A 20,184-nucleotide genomic window follows, 5' to 3' on the forward strand; every position below is an offset into this window, starting at 1 on the left:
AACGCTCGACAATATCTACGTCAGACAGTTCAAAGATAGCTTTCAGCAGTAAGTATTTAAACATGCGAATGGGGTCGATGGCGTTGCGTCCATTATCCAAACAATATTTTGCTTCCAATTCCTCGTATATGAAGGTGAAGTCCACCAGTTCATTAATTTGACGGAGCATGTTGTCCTTCGGCACGACGATGTCATACAATGCCGCATAAGGACTCAGAACCAAGGTTTGTTGTTGACGAATCATCTCGCTCACCCGCTCTCCATGATGCTTTCATTATAAGCGAAAAAAGGTACAGCTTCCTCAATTTTCTTGAGGGGCTGTACCTTTAACATGAGATGGACTTTTTCAGTGGCCTCAAAACGTTAGGCCTCTTTTTTTGTGTCAGTCGATGTGGATGGAACTAATATTCGGCTATGATTGCAATCTGGAATCAAACATCAATTGGATGTGAATACCGAACGGATCTTCGATTATACCGTAGGCTTTGCTGAATATATTGCTCGATAATGGGACAATAATGCGTACCCGTTTATCCGTAATCAAGCTGGCATAAAATCGTTCCACTTCCTCTAAATCAGGGCTCTGAATGCACAGTGACGTGTTATTGCCAACAGTATAGGCTTCCCCAGGGTTCATTGTATCTTCTGCAATCATTATTTTCGTTCTGCCAATCGATAAGACAGAGTGAGTAATCTGATTCTTGTTGTCCTCCGTAAGCGTTATGGAGCTGTCACGCTTCGCCATGTCTTGATAGGTCACAACCAGCAATTCCTTCGCGTTCAAATGTTGTTTGTAAAAATGAATGGCTTCCCGTGCTTGTCCGTTCATGGACAGGAAAATAGCGACTTCTAGTGTTGCGCTCATCGTATCAGTCTCCTTGTGGATCATCGTGGTTGGCAGATATCTTTTAGCATTTGATATTTGACCTTGGTTTTATCATAATTGCTAAAGGTATCAAATCATGACACCTTTAATAAGGAGATTCGCATGAATAAATTAGAACGATTACAAGACATGCTCAGATACTTAAATAGTCGAGAGTTTTTTAATTTAAAAGACCTCATGGATAAGTACCAGATTTCAAAAAGTACAGCTTTGCGTGATATTCGCTCGTTAGAACAATTAGGCATGCCTATCTATTCGGAATATGGATGTCATGGGCGATATGGTATTTTGCAGAATCGATTGCTATCGCCGATTATCTTTACGCTTGATGAAGTTTACGCTCTGTATTTCGCCATGCTGACGCTGCAATCTTATCAATCTACTCCATTTCATATGCATGTCAATCAGCTGCAAGAGAAGTTTGAAAAGTGCCTTTCGCAAGAACAAATCAAGAAGATTCGTAGCATGAAAAAGGTTCTGCAATTGGAAAGCAATCAGCATCATCATGTAAGTCTTTATTTGGAACAAATCTTGAAGAGCATTCTTCATGAAAACATCTGCACCATTCAATATACACGGAATAAGGGCAGCAAGAGTTATCGGGTTCAATTTTTCAAAATTTCTGCTAAGTTCGGTCAATGGTACGCAACAGGGATAGAGGTAAATACAAATCAACAACGAGTGTTCCGATGCGATAAAGTTACCTCCATGCAGGTGGAAGCAGAAGAATCCCGCTTTTCACTTGATGAACTAGTTAGCCGCTCTTTAGAACTATACCAGTCGGTGTGCCATATTCGTTTTGAGGTAGAAATTGAAGAGCAGGCCAAGGACATCTTCTATAAAGAATCTTATCCTTCTATGAAACTAGATATCGGTGAACAGACCGTCATTACAGGATTCTACAATCCAGGAGAAGAATCATTTATCGCCGAATATTTCATGAGGTATGGCAGTCATGTGGTAGCAGTAAAGCCTGGATCATTACGAACAATGATTCAATCGAAGGTAGAGCAGCTCTTACAGCATTATCAAACCTCAATTACTTGAGTTGGAGAAGGCTATGAATCTATCAGCGGAGCAAGCAGGACTAACTGGGGAAAATTGGGGCAGCTAGATTACAGTGGCGTAAATCTTTCCCTCTCTATCCTATGTTACGATTTAAGAGACATCATGAATGGCTTAGAGAGAAGGAAATATAGAATGAACATAGATTGCTGGTACAAACCGATATGGAAGGTCTCATGTGCTTTGATTGTTGCTGCTGGGGTATTGGCTGCTCCTCTTGGAGTGGGGACGGCTTCTGCTCAAGCGCCGCTACTGCCTGTAGGTGGGCCAATGATCGTTCCATCTCATACAGCAGCGAAGACAGATGATCCATACACAGGAAAAGGGATTAAAGTCGCCGTCATCGATTCTGGTGTAGATATGGAGCATCCCTTATTGAAGGATCGAATTGTGAAGGCATATGACTTTGTGGAAGGTGATGAGTTTCCACAAGATGAGAAGGGACACGGCACGCATGTTGCTGGTATTGTGGCACAGCAAGCGCCTGGCGCCTCGCTGCTCATTTACCGTGCGGTCGCCTCTGAAGGTCATGAATTCACGTCTACGATTGCAGAGGCAATGCAGCGTGCGATTGAAGATGGAGCGAGAGTCATTAATTTATCCCTGCATTCAGATATCGATGCTCCAGATGAACCACTGTCCCAGGCAATTGCGGATGCAGCAAGCAAAGGGGTGGTTGTGGTCAACTCCAGCGGCAACGCAGGGGAGAAGCTATGGAGTATTACAGCGCCAGGACTGGTGGAGGATGTCATCACCGTTGGGGCATCTACCTTACCTACTTATGAACCAATGCTCTCGAAGAACGATCGCAGCATACGCCTAATTTCAGATAGAAATACACCTGCTTTTCCGAAGCAGGGCTCCGCTGATGTTGTCTTCGTTAGTGGGTACAGTCCTAGAGTAATTACACAGAAGCAGCAGCAAGGGAAATGGATCGTAGTGAGGACTCCCAGTTCCTCGGTAACATCTTATTATGAAGCGGCATGCCGAGCGAAGGCAAGCGGTATTCTGTTCTATCAAGATGGGAAGGTAGAGTGGGAACCGGAGATTAATATTAATATTCATAATGAGCAAGATCATCGACTTATTCCCGCGGCTACGATTTCTCCACAAGGAGCGACGATGTTGAAGCAAGGCAAGTCGGCAGTCTGGCAGTGGGGAGAAGAGCAGAGAAGCCGAATGTCAGCGATGAGTTCTCGCGGTCCCGCTGTAGGCACTTGGCTTATGAAGCCGGATCTTGTAGCTCCGGGGATTGATGTACGCAGCTCGATGCCGCGTGATCTATATGAGCAGGGTTATGGGAATATGAGCGGATCGAGCATGGCCGTCCCTTATGTGTCGGCCGCAGCCGCGATCATTCTAGAGGCACATCCGGAGTGGACGCCTGCAATGGTGAAGTCGGCGCTGATGACTTCAGCGGATAAGCTTACGGATATCAATGGATCGGAATATCCGTATCACGCACAGGGATCAGGACTCGTAAATATAGATAAAGCGCTGGATGCACATACCTTCCTACAGCCCACGGCGTTAACGTATGGAGTAGTTGGATCAGAGTCTTGCGGTGCAAAGAAGGAGCAGACGTTCCAAGTGACGAATCGCACCGCGCAGGAAATAACCTATCAGGTTACATTGTCATCCGAAGCAAGGAAATGGGACATCTCCTATCCTGCTTCCATTACGTTGCAGCCTGGCGAGACAGTCCGTGTTCCTGTTGTATGGGATCTAGCCACTCTTATGGAGACGGGAATCCTTACTGGGAGCCTCCAGCTTACGAACGGAACAGAATTGCTACGAATCCCTTTCCAATTGATACATGGTTCCGGTCATTATCCGCTGCTGACGGGATGGTTTGCAGACGATCAACTGCTCACGCCGAACGGGGACAAACATAAGTCAATCCGATTCCATTATTATTTGCCAGGCGACGTCGATCGAATGATTATTACAGCGAGTCGTATTGACTTAGGGAAGAAGGCTGAAGGTGAATATTTATTGTTCAATAAGCCGAATCCTATCAATGGATTGCATACGTACGAATGGAATGGTACAGATGTGACGGGCCGCAAACTGCCAGATGGGTTGTATAACTTGAAGAGTAAAGTGTTCGCGGATGGACGTTCGGAGATGAAGGACGATCAAATTATCTATATCGATCGTGAAGCCCCTAGGGCAACCTTTATGAAGGCAAAGGCGGAACGTGGAGTTGTGCAAGGGACGGTTCAAGACATGATGCTAACCCTTGATTATGCGGTACGACCTATGTTTCGTATTGCCTCGGGAAATAAGCAGCCGGCCCTGATTGATGTGAAGTGGAGTACTTCGAACACAGGAGATTGGAAGAGTGTGAGATTCAATGAAGACAAGAGGATGTTCCACGTGTCTCTTGTAGGGTCAGGGCTTAAAAAGGGCAAGCACAATATATTTATCCGGATGGAAGATGCCGCTGGCAACGTACAAATTCAAAAAACACAAGTAAACATATAGCAGCTTGGAGCGGGGGGCATCCTCCGCTTTATTCTATTTACATGGAATAATTTTCATATTTATAGAGGTGGTAAGAGTTCATAGAATGTTAAGGAGGCAACCTAATCTTTTGCAATTATTTATGATAGGATAAAGAAGCTAACGTGATAGAATGTGGGGAAATGTTTCACGTGAAACATGTTCATGATAGATAAGGTGTTATCAAGAAAGTGATTAGAATAGAAGTGTAACGACGGCAAAAGATATCATTCGAAGTTTTTCTTTTATCGTGTACAAGAAAAGGCAGGAAAAAGGCACAAGCTTGGAGAATACATAAAGGCAGAGCGTATAATTTTGTCGAAGGAAAGAAATGGTTCAAGTCAGATGTCCTACTCTATCATTGTCGCGAAGGACGTAAAGGGAATGGAAAATTGCGAGGAGTAGCGGGAATCGCAGCCCAATTGCCTCCTTGAGCGACGTAGGGCAGAAGATCAAGGATGGAGCAGAGCACTGCCGCTTCTTCATGTGCCTGGCATTATTTTGAAGTTAGGTGGTATTATACGGAAATGAAAGAACAACTGTCTCGGTTATTCGGTTTTGCGGAGCGTCAATCGCTGGATGAAGTGAAACAGCTTCCGGTGAATGAGATTGTCAGCAGTCCCTATCAGCCTCGAACTATATTCGATGATGAGCGTATTGATGAACTGTGTCAGACGATCAAAACGCACGGCGTTATTCAGCCGATCGTTGTCCGCCAGCGAAACGGGCAATTTGAAATCATTGCCGGAGAGCGCCGTTGGCGTGCTGTCAAGAAGTTGGGCTTGGATACGATCCCGGGCATCGTAAGAGAAATTAATGACGCTCAGGCGGCATCCGTTGCCTTGATCGAGAATTTGCAGCGTGAAGGGCTTACAGCGATTGAAGAAGCATATGCTTATCAGAAACTCATTGATTTGCACAATTTGACGCAAGAAAGCTTGGCGCAACGGCTTGGCAAGAGCCAGTCTACAATAGCCAATAAAATTCGCTTGCTGAATCTACCGGATGTAGTGAAGCAGGCCTTAATGGAACGCAAGATTACAGAGCGACATGCAAGAGCATTGCTTGGTCTCGATTCAGAGAGTTTGCAACTCAAACTGCTTGAGGAGATTATCGCGAAAGAATTGAATGTTAAGCAGACAGAGGCACGAGTCGCGTTTTATAAAGAGGTTCACAAGGCGAAGAAATCGAAGCGTATCTCATATACAAAGGATGTACGTCTTGCGCTGAATACGATTCGACAGTCAATCGATCTTGTGACTGGATCAGGCTTAAAAATTAAAACGGATGAACATGATCATGATGATCATTATGAGATTGTCATCAAAATACCGAAAAGGTAGATTATTATAAACGTGTGTTGTTTAAAGAGGTCGACAGATATTTCTTACAAGGGTGCAGCAGCCTTAATCAATAAGAAGAGGGATTTATGGCTATAGCTAGGGAATTGATGAAAGTAAAAATCCTACTGGCAGAGGGGACGTAAAGCTAGCTGCTCCGCATATACATTTGCACTCACATCCTGACCTTTTTAGTAACCTATATATCAGATTCACCTAATTATCGGTTGATACCAGCCTAATCGTTGTATGTTTCCTATCGTACGACGATATTGTTGTCATGCGTAGTGCTCAAATATGTGCAGCGGCAGGCAAGAGGCCGCTCTTTTCTGTTTTTGTGGTCGTTAGCGGTTATCGTTACAGCTAGAAACGCAAAAGAAACAACATTGAGGTGAAGAGGAATGGCTAAGGTTATTGCCATTACCAACCAGAAGGGCGGCGTCGGCAAGACAACGACGACGGTAAATTTGGGTGCAGGTTTGGCGTTATTAGGGAAGCGGGTGCTGCTTGTCGATATTGATCCACAAGGCAACACCACGAGTGGTATCGGGATTAACAAAGCAGATGTAACGAATTGCATTTATGACGTGATAATTAATGATGTTCATCCGAAGGACGCAACGATTCCGACTATGGTCGAAGGTCTGCACATTATTCCGGCAACGATACAATTGGCGGGTGCTGAGATTGAATTGGTTCCGACGATATCACGTGAAGTACGATTAAAGAAATCGCTTCAGCTTGTAGCACATTTGTACGATTACATATTAATTGATTGCCCACCTTCACTTGGGATATTGACGATCAATTCCTTAACAGCATCCCATTCGGTCATTATACCGATTCAATGTGAGTACTATGCGTTAGAGGGACTCAGCCAATTGTTGAATACGGTCAGACTTGTTCAGAAGCATTTGAATACCTCTCTGCAAATTGAGGGTGTTCTTCTTACGATGCTTGATGCACGTACGAACTTGGGTATACAAGTCATTGATGAAGTTAAGAAGTATTTTCAACAGAAGGTGTATACAACGATTATTCCCCGTAACATACGCCTTAGTGAGGCACCGTCACATGGTCAGTCGATCATGACCTACGATCCGAAATCTAAGGGTGCGGAAGTATATTTGGAACTTGCGAAGGAAGTGATTTCGTATGAGTAAGCGATTAGGACGTGGATTAGACGCGCTCATTCCGTCACTATCCGTCAATGATGACGATAAGGTAGTAGAGGTATCTCTACAACAGCTGCGTCCCAATCCATATCAGCCGCGAAAACATTTTGATGAGCAGTCTATTCAGGAGCTTGCAGAATCAATTAAGCAGCATGGTGTCATTCAGCCCATTATTGTGCGGAGTGTTTTAAAGGGATATGAGATTATTGCTGGAGAACGCCGCTATCGAGCCTCTCAGCAGCTTGGTTTGCAGCATATTCCAGCAGTTGTTCGCAACTTCTCCGATCAACAAGTCATGGAAATTGCCCTGATTGAAAATTTACAACGTGAAAATTTAAACGCCATTGAATTGGCCGTTGCTTATCAAGCTTTAATGGATCAGTTCACGTTAACGCAAGAAGAACTATCTGTTAAAGTAGGTAAGTCGCGCTCACATATCGCTAATTTTCTGCGTCTGTTGCAGCTCCCAGAAGAAGTAAAGGAATGTGTTTCACGTGGAACACTATCAATGGGACATGCGCGTGCCATTGTAGGGGTAAAGGACGAGGCAAAGGTGAAGCAGTTGGCTAAAGCTTCCATCGAACAAGGGTGGAGCGTTCGTCAGTTGGAGGAAGCAATCCAGCAGATGAACAAAAAAGGGAAGTCAATTGATAAAACGAAGCTTATCCGCAAAGATCCTTACTTAGACGAATTGGAAGAAAGTTTGCGTGAACGATTCCGTACGACAGTTAAAATTAAACAGAGCAAAGATAAAGGGAAAATTGAGATATCGTACTTTAACAAGCAGGATCTGGAGCGATTATTAGAATTGCTTCAATCGTTGTCGGCTCAATAAAGCCTTAGTTGGGATTCTTGTACATGAACTGGCATTCTTGGTTGTTATCCGAAGCAAGAGGGGATTACACTAAGCATGCCAGTTTTGTGTTGGGACAGAACAATCAGCCAGAAGGACAAGGCAACGATAAACAGTTTATTATTTACAAAATATTGAAGCAAAAGGTTACAACTTTGTTGTCTCTTCATTTGGTTAGATCGTGTTATAACTAAATGTAGAGATCCGTTAAAAGGGCATATTTCCGAATATCATCAATGACCATAAACAGGTTCAGCTTCATCGCAGCCTTTGGAAGTTGATATAGGGCAGAAAAACGCAGATTTTTCAAGTTAATGGTGGGGAAAAAGTATTGTATGAGTCCGATGAAAAAATTTATACTAAGAATGGACGAAATACATACAGAAAATATGACTCATCATTCGGCCAGCTCGCATCATAGCTGCCCATTATAGATAATAAATATTGATAGACAGCAAGCGAACTAATGGGGAAACGCAAGGATGAGGAAGTCCGTGCATTTGAGGTACGGGACACGTTATAGGCAGGAGAGAACAAAGACTTATGATGAATGAATTGCAGAATGATTGGTTGCCGCTCATTGCCGCTGGCATCGGCATATTGTTATTGTTGTTACTTATTATTGTTCTTCTCCAAGGGTCACAGCTCCGTAAGCTTCGCCGCAAATATGAGGCGATTATGGGGGAAAGTGGTATTGAAAATTTGGATGTTGTATTGTCCAGCATGCATGAGGATATTGCACATCTGCAAGGGAAGACGGAACAGCATCATGCTGACATGGAGCAAACGAAAAAAGCTCTGAAAAAGATGAAATCCCACGTCGGCATACAGCGTTACAATGCATTTGCAGAGCGCGGGAGTGATTTAAGCTTCTCGATTGCATGGTTAAATGAGGAGCAGGATGGGGTTGTCATTACAGGCATCCACGGACGGGATCACTCATATGTATATGCGAAGCCCATAGAGAATGGACAGTCTTCCTATTCCTTGTCCCCGGAAGAGAAGCAAGCAATGGAGCTTGCAGAGGCAAAGAAGGGCTCCTAATCCGTGTACTTATCGATGGGCTAAGGAAGTGAGTGACTGTTCGATTGTATCCGCGATCACCTCGGCCATACCCATGACCAAATGAAGCCTAGTATTTTGCAATACGAAATATTCCATGAAGCCTCCGACGTTGACAATGCCTGTAATGTGCATATCTCCGATCGGGGGCAATTGTTTATTTACCCCAGCCCCAGGACGGACCGGCCCTTCAACGACTTGAACGGAACCCACACTGCTGCTCTGGCCAAGACAAGCGTCAACTGCAATAATGAAGGTATGAGGATCGCTCGCTTGCAGTGAATCTATCGTCTCTTGCAAATTCATGGCATGAACAGGCTGCTGTAGTGTCCCGAGAACTTGAAAGTGACGGGAAGTGGACTTCGACAGCCGTGTCCCGACGAGAGGGCCGAGACAGTCGCCCGTTGAACGATCGGTTCCAATGCAGATAACCGTTGTCGACTGGTGAGAAGCTCGCATTTGCAAATGGTGTTGGCAGGAATGAATTAGGGAAGATAGTGCGTTAGGTGCATCATAAACCACTTTACATGGATGGCATTCATGGGTTGACGGGCGTTTGAACAAAGAAAATGTCATCACAAGCAGCCTCCGTTTTCTACTAAAGGTACTATCTAGTATATGGAAGCAAGAAAACTTTTATACTTCGACGAGAATAAGTTCCTATTTTATAATAAAGTGTCCTAACATTGATAACGCTAGATAGTAATAGAGGGGGAATGAAGATGTTATGGGCCGCAGCGGCAGATAAGCCAGAAGAAGTAACCGACAATATTGAACAGACGCTGTCGGTATTCGAGAAATGGCAGCAAGGGATATGGAACTGGGTAACCGATATGGCAACTTGGGAAATGCTCTTAGTAAAAACCATTAAAATTGTACTGATTATATTAGTAACCAGAATCGTGATTCGCATTGTTCATCGAATGATTAATCATACGATTGCCAAGCAGGAGAAATCCCGCCTGAACGGACAACCGAGGCGGCTTGTTACGGTAGGAAAGCTGCTTAAAAATATGACCTCGCTTGCAATGAATTTTATTATGATCCTTGTAGTTTTATCGGAGTTCAATGTGAATTTGGCACCGCTGTTAGCGGGGGCAGGGGTAGTCGGCTTGGCCATTGGTTTTGGTGCTCAAAGCTTGGTGAAGGATGTTATGACCGGATTTTTCATAATATTGGAGGATCATTTCGCGGTAGGCGATGTCATTAAGGTTGGATCCTTCCAAGGTACGGTAGAGATGATTGGTTTGCGGTCGACTCGGATCCATAGCTGGACTGGAGAGGTTCACGTCATTCCAAACGGTAGCATTACCGAGGTAACCAACTATTCACTAAACAACTCGATTGCTGTTGTGGATGTATCAATTGCTTATGAGGAGAATGTAGAGAAGGCTATTCAAGTCATGAATAAAGCGCTTGAAGCATTGCCAGAGCACAATGAGAATGTAGTCAAGACGCCGCAAGTTTTGGGCGTTCAAACGCTTGGGCCTTCAGAAGTGACGATTCGGGTTATTGCCGAATGCCGTCCATTCACCCAAGCAGGTGTTGTTCGTATGATTAATGCAGATATGAAGCGGGCTCTAGAGCGAGAGGGAATTGAGATTCCATACCCGCGCCTCGTTACGTATCAACGAGCAGAACAAGGAGGGAATATGTAATGGATCGTAAAGTCTTCGCACTGGGTGATATCGTTCAAATGAAAAAGCCTCATCCTTGTGGTACAAATGAGATGGAGATCATTCGAATGGGCATGGATATCCGCATTAAGTGCGTTGGATGCAAGCATAGTGTGCTTGTCCCGCGCGCGAAGTTCGAGAAGAGCATGAAGAAGGTGCTTCGTTCTGCTCATCCTGATTCTGAGTAAGATAATTTTGTAAAAAATATGTTGCAATATAGTGTGGACTATGGTAAGATAACTCTTGCTATGGAAAGGTACCCAAGAGGTCCAAGGGGGCTGACTCGAAATCAGCTAGGCGTCGCAAGGCGTGCGTGGGTTCGAATCCCACCCTTTCCGCCACTTATTGGATATGATAACTCCGGAGCTTAGGCTTCGGAGTTTTTTGCATGTTATAGGCAAGTTTTTGCTGCCTCTGGAGCTGTCGATGACGATGTATGTGTTGTTGTAACAAATGCTGAAATAAATAGAGAAGGGACTTCGCATGCGCGAAATCCCTTCCTGGTTGACGGTGCTTATTCGACTTCTATCTTCACAATTCAGATGGCTTAGGTTTTCTTCATCATATGGAACCATATAAAAATTCCATTACGATAAGTGTGTTACAGATAAATGCTCTACAGCACAACCCCTCGCTTCCCTTTATTTCGTAAAGTTAAATGTCTCCACTAGGCTTCTTTGCTCCATTGTTCAACGGAACCCACCTCGCTTCGCACCGTCAGTTGTTATTATGGATCGTTATTGCGGAATTATACATACATCCGAGAAAAAAATAAAAAGGGTGCAGCAAATGAGAGAAGGGATCTCGCATGCGCGAAATCCCTTCCTGGTTGACGGTGCTTATTCGACTTCTATCTTCACAATGTTCAGATGGCTTAGGCTTCCTACATCACATGGAACCTTTACGGTATCCATATTACGATAAGTGTGTTGCAGACAAATGGTCTTTAGCACAACCCCTCGCTTCTCTTATGTCGTAAAGTTAAATGTCTCCACTAGGCTTCTTCGCTCCATTGTTCAACGGAACCACACCTCGCTTCGCACCGTCAGTTGTTATTATGGCTCATTATCACGTTTCTATACACGGATAATAAAAAAAGTGAAACGATCGAATCAGTGCGTCAAAGCATGGCGCTTTTTCTTCCACTTTCGGTCTTTGTTCGTTGTTTCAGGGAATGTATCACCCTTCTTCAACTTAATTTGTTTTGGATCTTGAATTTCGGTATGGAAGCTTCTTTCACCGACTTCCATATAAATGGCATCATTGGGTGCTTTGTCTCCCGGTTCGAATTCTGTTTTCTCGCCCATTGTGTAACCTCCTGAAAGGATGTTGTATAGATGCAGAAGCGTAACGAGATCGCTTGCCTATGTAGTGTGTGCGCAGGGGTATCCCTTAATGAATGGAGAAAAGTGCTTGTATGCGGACACGAAGATGCACTTGCATGTCATCCTTCATTTTGGTACACTAGTTTAGTGCGAGTTTTCTCGCTCCTTGCTTCTGACAAGATCAGAAGCCTGAAGTCCATAAGGAGGTGAACGTGAAATGCGCAAATACGAATTGATGTACATCATTCGTCCTGACGTAGAGCAAGAAGCTGTTCAAACAACAGTCGACAAATTCCAAGGCGTTATCTCTAACGGCGGTGGAGAAATTACGAAGCACGATGTGATGGGTAAGCGTCGTCTTGCTTACGAAATCAAGAAGTTCCGCGATGGCGTGTACGTTCTCGTGAACTTTACTGCAGAACCTGCAGTAGTAGCGGAGTTGGATCGTCAACTTAAGATTTCTGACGAAATCATCCGTCATCTTGTTGTTAGCGACGTGGCTTAATAGCCAAAACTATCGTAAGTTCGTAAAGGATACGTCGAAGGAGGGGATAGCATGTTGAATCGCGTGATATTGATAGGACGTCTTACACGGGACCCTGAATTGCGCTACACTTCATCTGGAGTGGCAGTAACGCAGTTCACGTTAGCGGTTGATCGACCGTTCTCGAGTCAAGGTGGGGAGCGTGAAGCGGACTTTATTCCAGTCGTTACTTGGCGGCAGCTAGCTGAGACATGTGCAAATTATTTGCGCAAGGGTCGGCTTACAGCAGTAGAAGGACGCATTCAAGTGCGCAACTATGACAATAACGAAGGTAAACGTGTATACGTGACTGAAATTATTGCTGATAATGTGCGTTTCTTGGAATCGAACCGTGATAACGGGGGAACACGTGATGATATGGGCGGCGGCAATTACGGTGCACCAGCACCGCAATACAACAATGCTCCAGCACGTGGTGGGAATTCCAATTCTCGCGGACAAGCAGCAGCAGATCCTTTCTCTGATGACGGTAGACCTATCGACATTTCCGATGATGATTTGCCATTCTAGAACGGAAAGGACTGACATGAATGAGCTTTAAGCAAAATGAAGGCGGCGAACGCGAAGGCCGTAAATTCGGTGGCCGTAGAGGTCGTAACAAGCGCCGTAAAGTGTGCTTCTTCACAGTGAACAAAATCACTCACATTGATTATAAAGACATCGACCTGTTGAAGAAATTCATCAGCGAGCGCGGCAAAATCTTGCCACGCCGTGTAACAGGTACAAGCGCGAAGTACCAACGTGCTTTGACGATCGCTGTAAAACGCGCTCGCCAAGTAGCATTGCTTCCGTACACTACGGAGTAATGATGGTGCAGAAGACAGCTGATATGATATCAGCTGTCTTTTTTATTGTCTTTTTTAATTTATCGACAGAGGGCTTTTCGTTATCTCACATCGTGTTCGATTTTTGAATTGCTGATCTTATGGATTTCTGATCAAATATGTAATCATAACTGGAATAATTCCTTCTGCCACATGACCAATACAGTGGAATGATACCCGTGCGGTTGACATGGCCTAGAGAGGGATGAAGCTCCTCTACGGATTGAAGGGAAGCAGGGGCTACAATCGAGCCTGGTAACGCTGTTCCATTCGCAGGAGGAGCGAATTCTCCGCGACAATGGAAGCGGAGTCTGAGCTTGACCTCCTCCTGTTGCATAGGATTCATCATGTACAAGTATAGAACATACCATATCTTTACTTGTGCGGCTAATACAGTAACCCATCCTTTTTTCTAATTTACCATGCCTGTATCCCATTCAATCTTGATTTCGCAAATGAATAAATGCTGCTCCAGTTGGATGGGGGGTTCCGTCTCGAGGCGGATTCCTTCATATGGCTGCAGTGATACAATGGATAGCAGGAGAAGGATGAAAATGGTTTCGGTACGGAGGTTTAGATCATGAGATGGCACGAACGATTCAGTAAACGTTGGCAGGGACAAGAAATCGACTATCAATGGCCATCCCCACAGCTTCCGATTATTAGCATCCGGAGCAGTGGCGCTAGCCGAGTAGGCCGACACAGTAAGGTCGCAATTGGCCTTATCGCGATTGGGGATATCGCAATCGGTCTCATCGCTGGAGGAATGATAAGTGTTGGTCTGTTTGCATTTGGTGCCATATCCTTAGGACTGCTGGCAGCAGTGGGTGCCATTGCATTCAGTGATTTATTTTCGGTAGGGGCGATTGCGGTTAGTGATTGGCTGTCCATTGGCGCTGTGGCCGTGAGTAGTGTCTTATCCATCGGTGCTGTTGTAATTAGCAACGTGGCATTAGGAGTCGTTGCTATCGGTCAATATGCGTATGGTGTCGTCGCTATAGGCAATCATGGGTTTGGACTCATTCCATTAACGTTAGATGTTGTACGCTGGGTAAAGAGCTGGTTCGGATGATCATTATTCCATATCCTGTGTGAAAACCGCCCAAAAATGGGCGGTTTTTTGGTACTTCTGTCAAAATAGTGATCCGGATCATGAAATCTGTATTTTCCTTTTTGATCGTTTGCATGTAAAATAAAAATATTGTTTCATGCATAATCATCAAAGAAATTTGTCAAAGAGGGTTCTGATTACCGGTCGTTACAAACAGATAAAATCGACCGAGCATGCTCATCCTATATCTGATACAGCTTAACCATAAGGGAACGTGGATATTCCAATATTGGGTTATGAAGCTGTCAGTGTAGAATGTGAGCATGTCTTTTACATTCATCGTCACATACTGTTCTAGGCAGGTACTAAGCGGTATGAAGCTCATGTTCAACGAATAGAGTAAGTGCACGATCGCATGATCAAAGCCGCAATTATTACGATTCGAATAAATGAGAAGTAAAACGATGAGCAGCTAGCGTGGCTGGTCTTTTTTGAAAAATCACCATGCGACACTTTCTAGGGGAATAGGTACTGCTAGTATAGGAAATTCGTGTCGTTCGCACTGGGGCGGGTATCTTTGAGAAGTGAAGCAGGTGTGATGTGCTGCCAATTTCGAATTAGAGCGAACCGAAGCTTACACACATGAGGAAAAATGAAACACCGTACGCGGATAGGGAAATCAGATTGACGCGGATAGCTATGCGCAGCATAATGTTTTTCATCTGGTCAATGCGGAAAATGCCTAAGAGCTATACTGAAACAGGTATGGAAGGCAACAAAAATGCTTCTTATATGTATGAAATAAGAACTATCGGTTAGTAAATGGATTTTGGATATGATCGCATCACATAAAGGAAGAAGAGGATTACGAATGAAAAAAAATAAATATAAAAAATGGGGAATCGCCCTGGCAATCATCGCGATTGTTGGTCTTAGCGGATTTATATTCCGCAAGCAGCTAGCGGTTCTGGCCTTCGATATGTTCTTATCCGGGCATGTAGAAGAGACGCTTGATAAGTCTTATAAGCCAATTGAAGGCAAAGAAGAAGTAATTCGCAAAGTGACGGAGCCATTCTCAGTACTACTGCTGGGGGTTGACCAGCGAGGTAAGGAAATTGGACGTTCTGATACCATTATATATTCGGTTGTAAGACCACAAGATAACAAAGTATTGCTGTTATCGATTCCACGTGATACGTATACGGAAATCATCGGCAAGGGATTTGAAACGAAGCTCAATCACGCTTATGCCTATGGCGGTGCGAAGATGAGCATGGAGTCGGTAGATAATCTGCTCAAGCACAAGGTTGACCATTATGCGACAATTAACTTCGAGGGATTGAAGGATGTCGTCAATGCATTAGATGGCGTTAAACTCCCAATTACGAAGGCGATCGTCAATAAAGATCCCGATCATGAGAAGTTCCGCATAGAGCCGAACAAGCCGATCTATGATGGTCAAGAAGCATTGTACTTCGTACGTTACCGTGAGGATTCGGATATGAACCGTACGATGCGTCACCGCATATTCTTGAACGCGGTTATGCAGCGTACCATCGAAATGGATAAAATCGGACGCATTCCAGAGCTTATTGAAATTATGGGTGAGAATTTTACAACGGATATGCGACCGAAGTATATGATTGATTTGGCCAAGACGATGTTCACGAATGACGGAGTACCGAGCATTAGCAGCTATATGCTGCATGGTGACGGCAAGATGATTGGCAACGGCTGGTATTATATGGTGAAGGATGAGGATCTGGATTATATTAAGACTCTGCTGGACAACTGGCTGGATCCGAAGACGAGCAAAGAGAATCTAATGGAACCACGCCAAGTGAAAGAAGATTAATGATATAGAAACCGGAAAGTCAGTCGTATTTATTACGGCTGACTTTTTGTTTTTGTATGCCTAAATGTGTTAATTTATTGTTAGGGAGTTACAGCGATCATCTCGCTGGAGTCGTTTGAGGAGGAGACCTAACGGATGAACATTGCTTTTTTCTTAACACCGAAACATGAGGTTGTTAGTCTTACATTGAATACAACATTGAGACAAACACTCGAACGAATGGAATATCATCGGTACACGGCTGTTCCGATTTTGAATGATGAAGGGGAATATGTAGGAACGGTTACCGAAGGAGACCTGTTATGGCACATGAAAAATTCCAATGGCGCGATTACGTTTGAGAACGCTTCAAAATCCTTGCTGAAAGAAGTTTCGCTGAATATGCATAATAAATCAGTACGAATTGACTCCAATATGGAGGATCTTATTAATTTGGCTAAGGTGCAGAACTTTGTCCCGGTGGTTGATGATATGAACCGTTTTATTGGCATCGTGAGGCGCAGTCAAATTATCGAATATTGCGAGCAGTTCGTCACCAAAGCTATGGACGTGAAGTAATTATGGTATAATGAAAATGACGCCCTTTTCAGAAATATGGAAGATATAGGGATATACCCGCGGAATAAGCGGTCTCGGGGTTTCTTTCCGGGGGAAAAAGATTGAATGCGCAAGAGGTGAACGTATTGAAAAACCGCTGGTCATCGTCTTTATTATGGGCGATTGTAGCGCTCGTATTGTTATTATCCATATTGCAGCCGATACAGGTGTTGACGATGAGTTTTATGGCGGTTCCATTTGTGATGCTGTATGCAACGCAATCAAAGCAGAGATTCGCTCTTATCACTGCTGCCGTGCTTGCCGTCGTCTACTTGTTAATGGGGAAGGCAGGCATGATTGTTGCTGTAACCGCCTTGTACTTTATTATTCCGGGCATTGTCATTGGCCACATGTTTAAAAGCAGAAAGCCTGCACTCAACGTGTTCGTTGCTGGAACCGTGACCTTTCTCGTTGAGTCCCTTGTCCTCTTCGTCATAGCGAAGTGGGTACTAGACTTCAATGTGTATGAATTTGTGATTGAGATGCTGAACTACGGGATGGTCGGTGTTGAGCAGTCTGCACTATTCCCGACGCAAGTGACAGCAGAAATGAAACAACAATTTGCGCTTCTCATGAGCAAGATGGTTCCATTTATGATGATTGTGAGTGCGCTGTATATGGGTACGATTACGTACGCTATCAGCCGTCGTCTATTAACCGCGCAAGGACATGATGTGCAGAAGATGAAACCTGTACACCAATGGATGCTTCCGAAGTCTCTTGTCGTGTACTATTTCATCGTTGTGATTCTTGACCTTGTTGGCCCGAAGTCAACGGACAGCTTCTTAACGATGATTGTATTGAACTTGGCGCCGCTCTTGCAGTTGGCATTCGTAATGCAGGGGATTGCCTTTCTCTTCTTCTTTGCGCACATGAAGAAATGGGGCAAGGTGCTGCCGATTGTCATTACAGTAGCTGCATTGTTCATTCCACTGCTCTATTCACTACTTCGAATTGTAGGATTGGTGGATCTCGTCCTTCCGATGCGGAAGTACCTGTCCAAACCAAAAGTATAGGGTGAGAAGGCATGCCTAAACTATTGTTCCAACGTTGGTATACGAAGCATACAAGCTGGACATTCGTTGTATTGATCGCCATGAGCTTAGTGCTGACCTGGTATAACTGGGGAGTCGGGGTATTGGCATGGATCAGTATTGCAGCGCTCGCTATGGCATCGTTCACGGCAGAACGTAAATTCCGGGAAGAGACGGAGTCGTATTTATCAACGCTTGGATTACGAGTAAAGCGGGCTGGGGAAGAGGCCATAATCGACTTGCCGTATGGCATCCTTTTGTATCGTGAGGATCGTGTCATAGAATGGCATAATCCTTATGTATCTCAGCTAACCGGACAGGATGGGTTAGTTGGAGAGGAATTGACGGATATCTTCCCACAGCTTCATATGGGAAAAGAAAAGGATCGCTCCGCTGAATTGTTCATCGGTGGGCGTATCGTACATGCGGATATTGTGCCAGAGGAGCGGGTTGTCTACTTTACGGACATTACTGACCTGTGGAGCTTACGTAAACGTTATGACGAAGAACGGATAGCAGTCGGAGTCGTCATTATGGATAACTTGGAGGAATCGACCCAAGGGCTGGACGACCAGCAGCGGGCTGCCCTGCTCGCGCGTGTAAATGGACAGATTACGTCCTGGGCAGGCGAGCATGGTGTATTGATGAAGCGGCTGTCCTCTGATCGACACTTCATGATTATGGATGTGCAGACACTGAAGGCACTGGAGCAGACGAGATTCGTTATTCTTGACGAGGTTCGGGAGACGACGCTTGATAATAAGCTTCCAGTAACACTCAGCATGGGCATTGCAGCTGGCGCAGACAGTATCCCAGAACTGGGTCAGCTGGCACAGTCAAGCTTGGATATTGCACTTGGCCGTGGTGGAGATCAGGTAGCGGTTCGCATGGGACAACGATTATCGTTCTATGGCGGTAAATCGAATGCGGTAGAGAAACGGACTCGGGTTCGCGCACGGGTTATCGCGCACGCGCTTCGAGATTTCATTAAGCAGAGCGACGCTGTGTTCATTATGGGGCACAAAAATCCGGATACGGATTCGATTGGATCGTCGATTGGCGTGCTGAACGCATGCCGAATGCTTGGAATTGAAGCCTATATCGTGCTGGAAGAGAGCAATCCTTCGATCGATCGTCTAGTGGACTATTTGAAGAAGGATGAAATTCTATGGTCAAGGTTTATCTCTCGAGCGGAAGCTATCGAAATGATTACGGAAGCAAGCCTTCTGGTTGTATGTGATACACACAAAGCCTCTATGGTAGAAGAGCCGCGTTTGCTTCAATCGGATCGGATTGTCATTATCGATCATCATCGCCGAGGCGAAGAGTTCATTAATGATGCGGTTCTCGTTTATTTGGAGCCCTATGCATCTTCTACGGCTGAGCTTGTTACGGAACTGCTGCAATATATCCATAATCGGATAAATCTCAGCATGCTGGAGGCAACGGCATTGCTGGCAGGAATCACGGTAGACACGAAGTATTTCACGCTGCGAACAGGCTCGCGTACATTCGATGCGGCAAGCTTCCTTCGCAGACAAGGTGCAGATCCATTGCTTATCCAGCGCATCTTGAAGGAAGATCTGGATGAGTATATTCAGAAGGCGGAAGTCATCCGCCATGCACAGATGCTGTATGGACATATTGCGATTGCGGTTACAGAGCCAGGACGAAAATTTTCTCAGTTGCTCATTGCACAGGTAGCTGATACGCTATTAAATATGACCGATGTTCTCGCTTCGTTCGTTATTAGCGAGCGAAATGACGGACTCATCGGGATTAGCGCGCGTTCGCTGGGCCAGATGAATGTACAGGTCGTTATGGAACGGCTGGGCGGCGGCGGACATCTAACGAATGCCGCAGCTCAATTGCAAGGTACGCTTGTTGAGGCAGAAGCGAAGCTGAAGCGCGTGCTGGAAGAAATCGACGCAGAAGAGGGGTTGTTCGAATGAAAGTCATCTTGTTGCAGGATGTAAAAGGACAAGGCAAGAAAGGACAAGTCAAAGAGGTTTCCGAAGGGTACGCTCAAAATTTCCTCATCAAGCAGGGACTGGCTCGTCCGGCGACGGACGGCAATCTTAAGACCCTGGATCAACAGAAGAAGTCGGAAGATAAGCGCAAGGAACAAGAAAAGATAGATGCGGAAATGCTTGCAGCGAAGCTGGGAGAAACAACAGTTGAGTTGAAGGCAAAGGCTGGTGAAGGCGGCCGTCTGTTCGGTGCCATCACATCGAAGCAAATTGCAGAAGCTCTTGCAGGCATGAAGATCAAAATAGATAAGCGTAAAATCGAACTGCATGACCCGATTCGTACGCTGGGATTTACGAATGTAGCCGTGAAGCTGCATCCTGAAGTCAAGGCGACGATGAAGGTGCACGTAACGGAGGAATAG

At 44.9% G+C, this 20,184-nt stretch carries 21 protein-coding genes, 1 tRNA gene and 1 pseudogene; 18 read left to right on the plus strand and 5 right to left on the minus strand.

The genetic code is table 11. The features are described 5' to 3' along the window. Together BLS15_RS27870 and BLS15_RS27875 are read right to left on the minus strand one after the other, a co-directional pair. Positions 1-244 (minus strand): transposase (locus BLS15_RS27870; RefSeq protein WP_139170712.1); only part of this gene is annotated, 244 nt, incomplete at its 3' end. Between the two features lie 168 nt (positions 245-412). Further along, on the minus strand, positions 413-865 hold the full coding sequence (locus BLS15_RS27875) for a VOC family protein (RefSeq protein ID WP_021257549.1): 453 nt from the start codon (positions 863-865) through the stop codon (positions 413-415). A 123-nt stretch (positions 866-988) separates the two neighbouring features. On the opposite strand from BLS15_RS27875, the gene BLS15_RS27880 reads away from it, so the two are divergent. The 6 genes from BLS15_RS27880 to BLS15_RS27905 all read left to right on the plus strand — a co-directional run bounded on the left by BLS15_RS27880 (position 989) and on the right by BLS15_RS27905 (position 8,868). Further along, a complete protein-coding gene (locus BLS15_RS27880) occupies positions 989-1,933 on the plus strand; it encodes a helix-turn-helix transcriptional regulator (protein ID WP_028533226.1) in 945 nt (314 codons plus the stop codon). Between the two features lie 153 nt (positions 1,934-2,086). Next, positions 2,087-4,438, plus strand: a complete 2,352-nt coding sequence (locus BLS15_RS27885) for a S8 family serine peptidase (protein WP_175460858.1) — start codon at positions 2,087-2,089, stop codon at positions 4,436-4,438. A 545-nt stretch (positions 4,439-4,983) separates the two neighbouring features. Further along, a complete protein-coding gene (gene noc, locus BLS15_RS27890; protein WP_090514835.1) occupies positions 4,984-5,799 on the plus strand; it encodes a nucleoid occlusion protein in 816 nt (271 codons plus the stop codon). A gap of 398 nt (positions 5,800-6,197) precedes the next feature. Continuing rightward, positions 6,198-6,959 (plus strand): ParA family protein, encoded by a 762-nt coding sequence (locus BLS15_RS27895; RefSeq protein ID WP_005545445.1) that lies wholly within the window; start codon positions 6,198-6,200, stop codon positions 6,957-6,959. After that, a complete protein-coding gene (locus BLS15_RS27900; RefSeq protein ID WP_021257545.1) occupies positions 6,952-7,806 on the plus strand; it encodes a ParB/RepB/Spo0J family partition protein in 855 nt (284 codons plus the stop codon). Before BLS15_RS27895 ends, BLS15_RS27900 begins: the two co-directional genes overlap by 8 nt. A 561-nt stretch (positions 7,807-8,367) precedes the next feature. Beyond that, a complete protein-coding gene (locus BLS15_RS27905; protein WP_021258404.1) occupies positions 8,368-8,868 on the plus strand; it encodes a DUF4446 family protein in 501 nt (166 codons plus the stop codon). A 9-nt stretch (positions 8,869-8,877) separates the two neighbouring features. Here BLS15_RS27905 and yyaC read toward each other — a convergent pair whose 3' ends face one another. Beyond that, positions 8,878-9,462, minus strand: coding sequence for a spore protease YyaC (gene yyaC, locus BLS15_RS27910; protein ID WP_028533229.1), 585 nt, complete (start codon positions 9,460-9,462; stop codon positions 8,878-8,880). A gap of 146 nt (positions 9,463-9,608) precedes the next feature. Between yyaC and BLS15_RS27915 the strand changes: the two genes are divergently transcribed. The 3 genes from BLS15_RS27915 to BLS15_RS27925 all read left to right on the plus strand — a co-directional run bounded on the left by BLS15_RS27915 (position 9,609) and on the right by BLS15_RS27925 (position 10,903). Further along, positions 9,609-10,544 carry a mechanosensitive ion channel family protein gene (locus BLS15_RS27915; protein ID WP_028533230.1) on the plus strand — a complete coding sequence of 312 codons (936 nt, stop codon included), beginning with the start codon at positions 9,609-9,611 and terminating at the stop codon, positions 10,542-10,544. Then, complete coding sequence (locus tag BLS15_RS27920; RefSeq protein WP_028533231.1) at positions 10,544-10,750, plus strand: DUF951 domain-containing protein; 207 nt, start codon at positions 10,544-10,546, stop codon at positions 10,748-10,750. Before BLS15_RS27915 ends, BLS15_RS27920 begins: the two co-directional genes overlap by 1 nt. A gap of 62 nt (positions 10,751-10,812) precedes the next feature. Next, a tRNA-Ser gene (locus BLS15_RS27925) sits at positions 10,813-10,903 on the plus strand. Positions 10,904-11,674: 771 nt separating this feature from the next. Here BLS15_RS27925 and BLS15_RS27930 read toward each other — a convergent pair. Beyond that, positions 11,675-11,869, minus strand: coding sequence for a YjzC family protein (locus BLS15_RS27930; protein ID WP_021257541.1), 195 nt, complete (start codon positions 11,867-11,869; stop codon positions 11,675-11,677). A 235-nt stretch (positions 11,870-12,104) separates the two neighbouring features. On the opposite strand from BLS15_RS27930, the gene rpsF reads away from it, so the two are divergent. Genes rpsF through rpsR form a run of 3 tightly spaced genes read left to right on the plus strand, consistent with a single transcriptional unit; the run spans position 12,105 to position 13,237 of the window. Beyond that, on the plus strand, positions 12,105-12,392 hold the full coding sequence (gene rpsF, locus BLS15_RS27935; RefSeq protein ID WP_021257540.1) for a 30S ribosomal protein S6: 288 nt from the start codon (positions 12,105-12,107) through the stop codon (positions 12,390-12,392). 51 nt (positions 12,393-12,443) lie between these two features. Beyond that, positions 12,444-12,941, plus strand: a complete 498-nt coding sequence (gene ssb, locus BLS15_RS27940; RefSeq protein WP_021257539.1) for a single-stranded DNA-binding protein — start codon at positions 12,444-12,446, stop codon at positions 12,939-12,941. A gap of 20 nt (positions 12,942-12,961) precedes the next feature. Next, positions 12,962-13,237, plus strand: coding sequence for a 30S ribosomal protein S18 (rpsR, locus tag BLS15_RS27945; protein WP_021257538.1), 276 nt, complete (start codon positions 12,962-12,964; stop codon positions 13,235-13,237). Between the two features lie 181 nt (positions 13,238-13,418). Here the strand turns inward: rpsR and BLS15_RS29715 are convergent. Beyond that, positions 13,419-13,576 (minus strand): annotated as a pseudogene (locus tag BLS15_RS29715) (amidase family protein); the annotation flags it as partial. 259 nt (positions 13,577-13,835) lie between these two features. Here BLS15_RS29715 and BLS15_RS27955 point away from each other — a divergent pair. The 6 genes from BLS15_RS27955 (at position 13,836) to rplI (ending at position 20,184) form a co-directional block, all read left to right on the plus strand. Next, positions 13,836-14,327, plus strand: a complete 492-nt coding sequence (locus BLS15_RS27955; RefSeq protein ID WP_021257537.1) for a hypothetical protein — start codon at positions 13,836-13,838, stop codon at positions 14,325-14,327. Positions 14,328-15,177: 850 nt separating this feature from the next. Beyond that, on the plus strand, positions 15,178-16,161 hold the full coding sequence (locus BLS15_RS27960) for an LCP family protein (RefSeq protein ID WP_021257536.1): 984 nt from the start codon (positions 15,178-15,180) through the stop codon (positions 16,159-16,161). A gap of 135 nt (positions 16,162-16,296) precedes the next feature. After that, positions 16,297-16,719 carry a CBS domain-containing protein gene (locus tag BLS15_RS27965; RefSeq protein ID WP_021257535.1) on the plus strand — a complete coding sequence of 141 codons (423 nt, stop codon included), beginning with the start codon at positions 16,297-16,299 and terminating at the stop codon, positions 16,717-16,719. Between the two features lie 101 nt (positions 16,720-16,820). After that, positions 16,821-17,774, plus strand: coding sequence for a YybS family protein (locus tag BLS15_RS27970; protein WP_254777420.1), 954 nt, complete (start codon positions 16,821-16,823; stop codon positions 17,772-17,774). Positions 17,775-17,785: 11 nt separating this feature from the next. Then, a complete protein-coding gene (locus tag BLS15_RS27975; RefSeq protein ID WP_028533234.1) occupies positions 17,786-19,744 on the plus strand; it encodes a DHH family phosphoesterase in 1,959 nt (652 codons plus the stop codon). Further along, complete coding sequence (gene rplI / locus BLS15_RS27980; RefSeq protein WP_021257532.1) at positions 19,741-20,184, plus strand: 50S ribosomal protein L9; 444 nt, start codon at positions 19,741-19,743, stop codon at positions 20,182-20,184. Before BLS15_RS27975 ends, rplI begins: the two co-directional genes overlap by 4 nt.

It is taken from the genome of Paenibacillus sp. cl6col, assembly GCF_900102125.1.
In the GTDB taxonomy this organism is placed as follows: domain Bacteria; phylum Bacillota; class Bacilli; order Paenibacillales; family Paenibacillaceae; genus Paenibacillus_B; species Paenibacillus_B suaedae.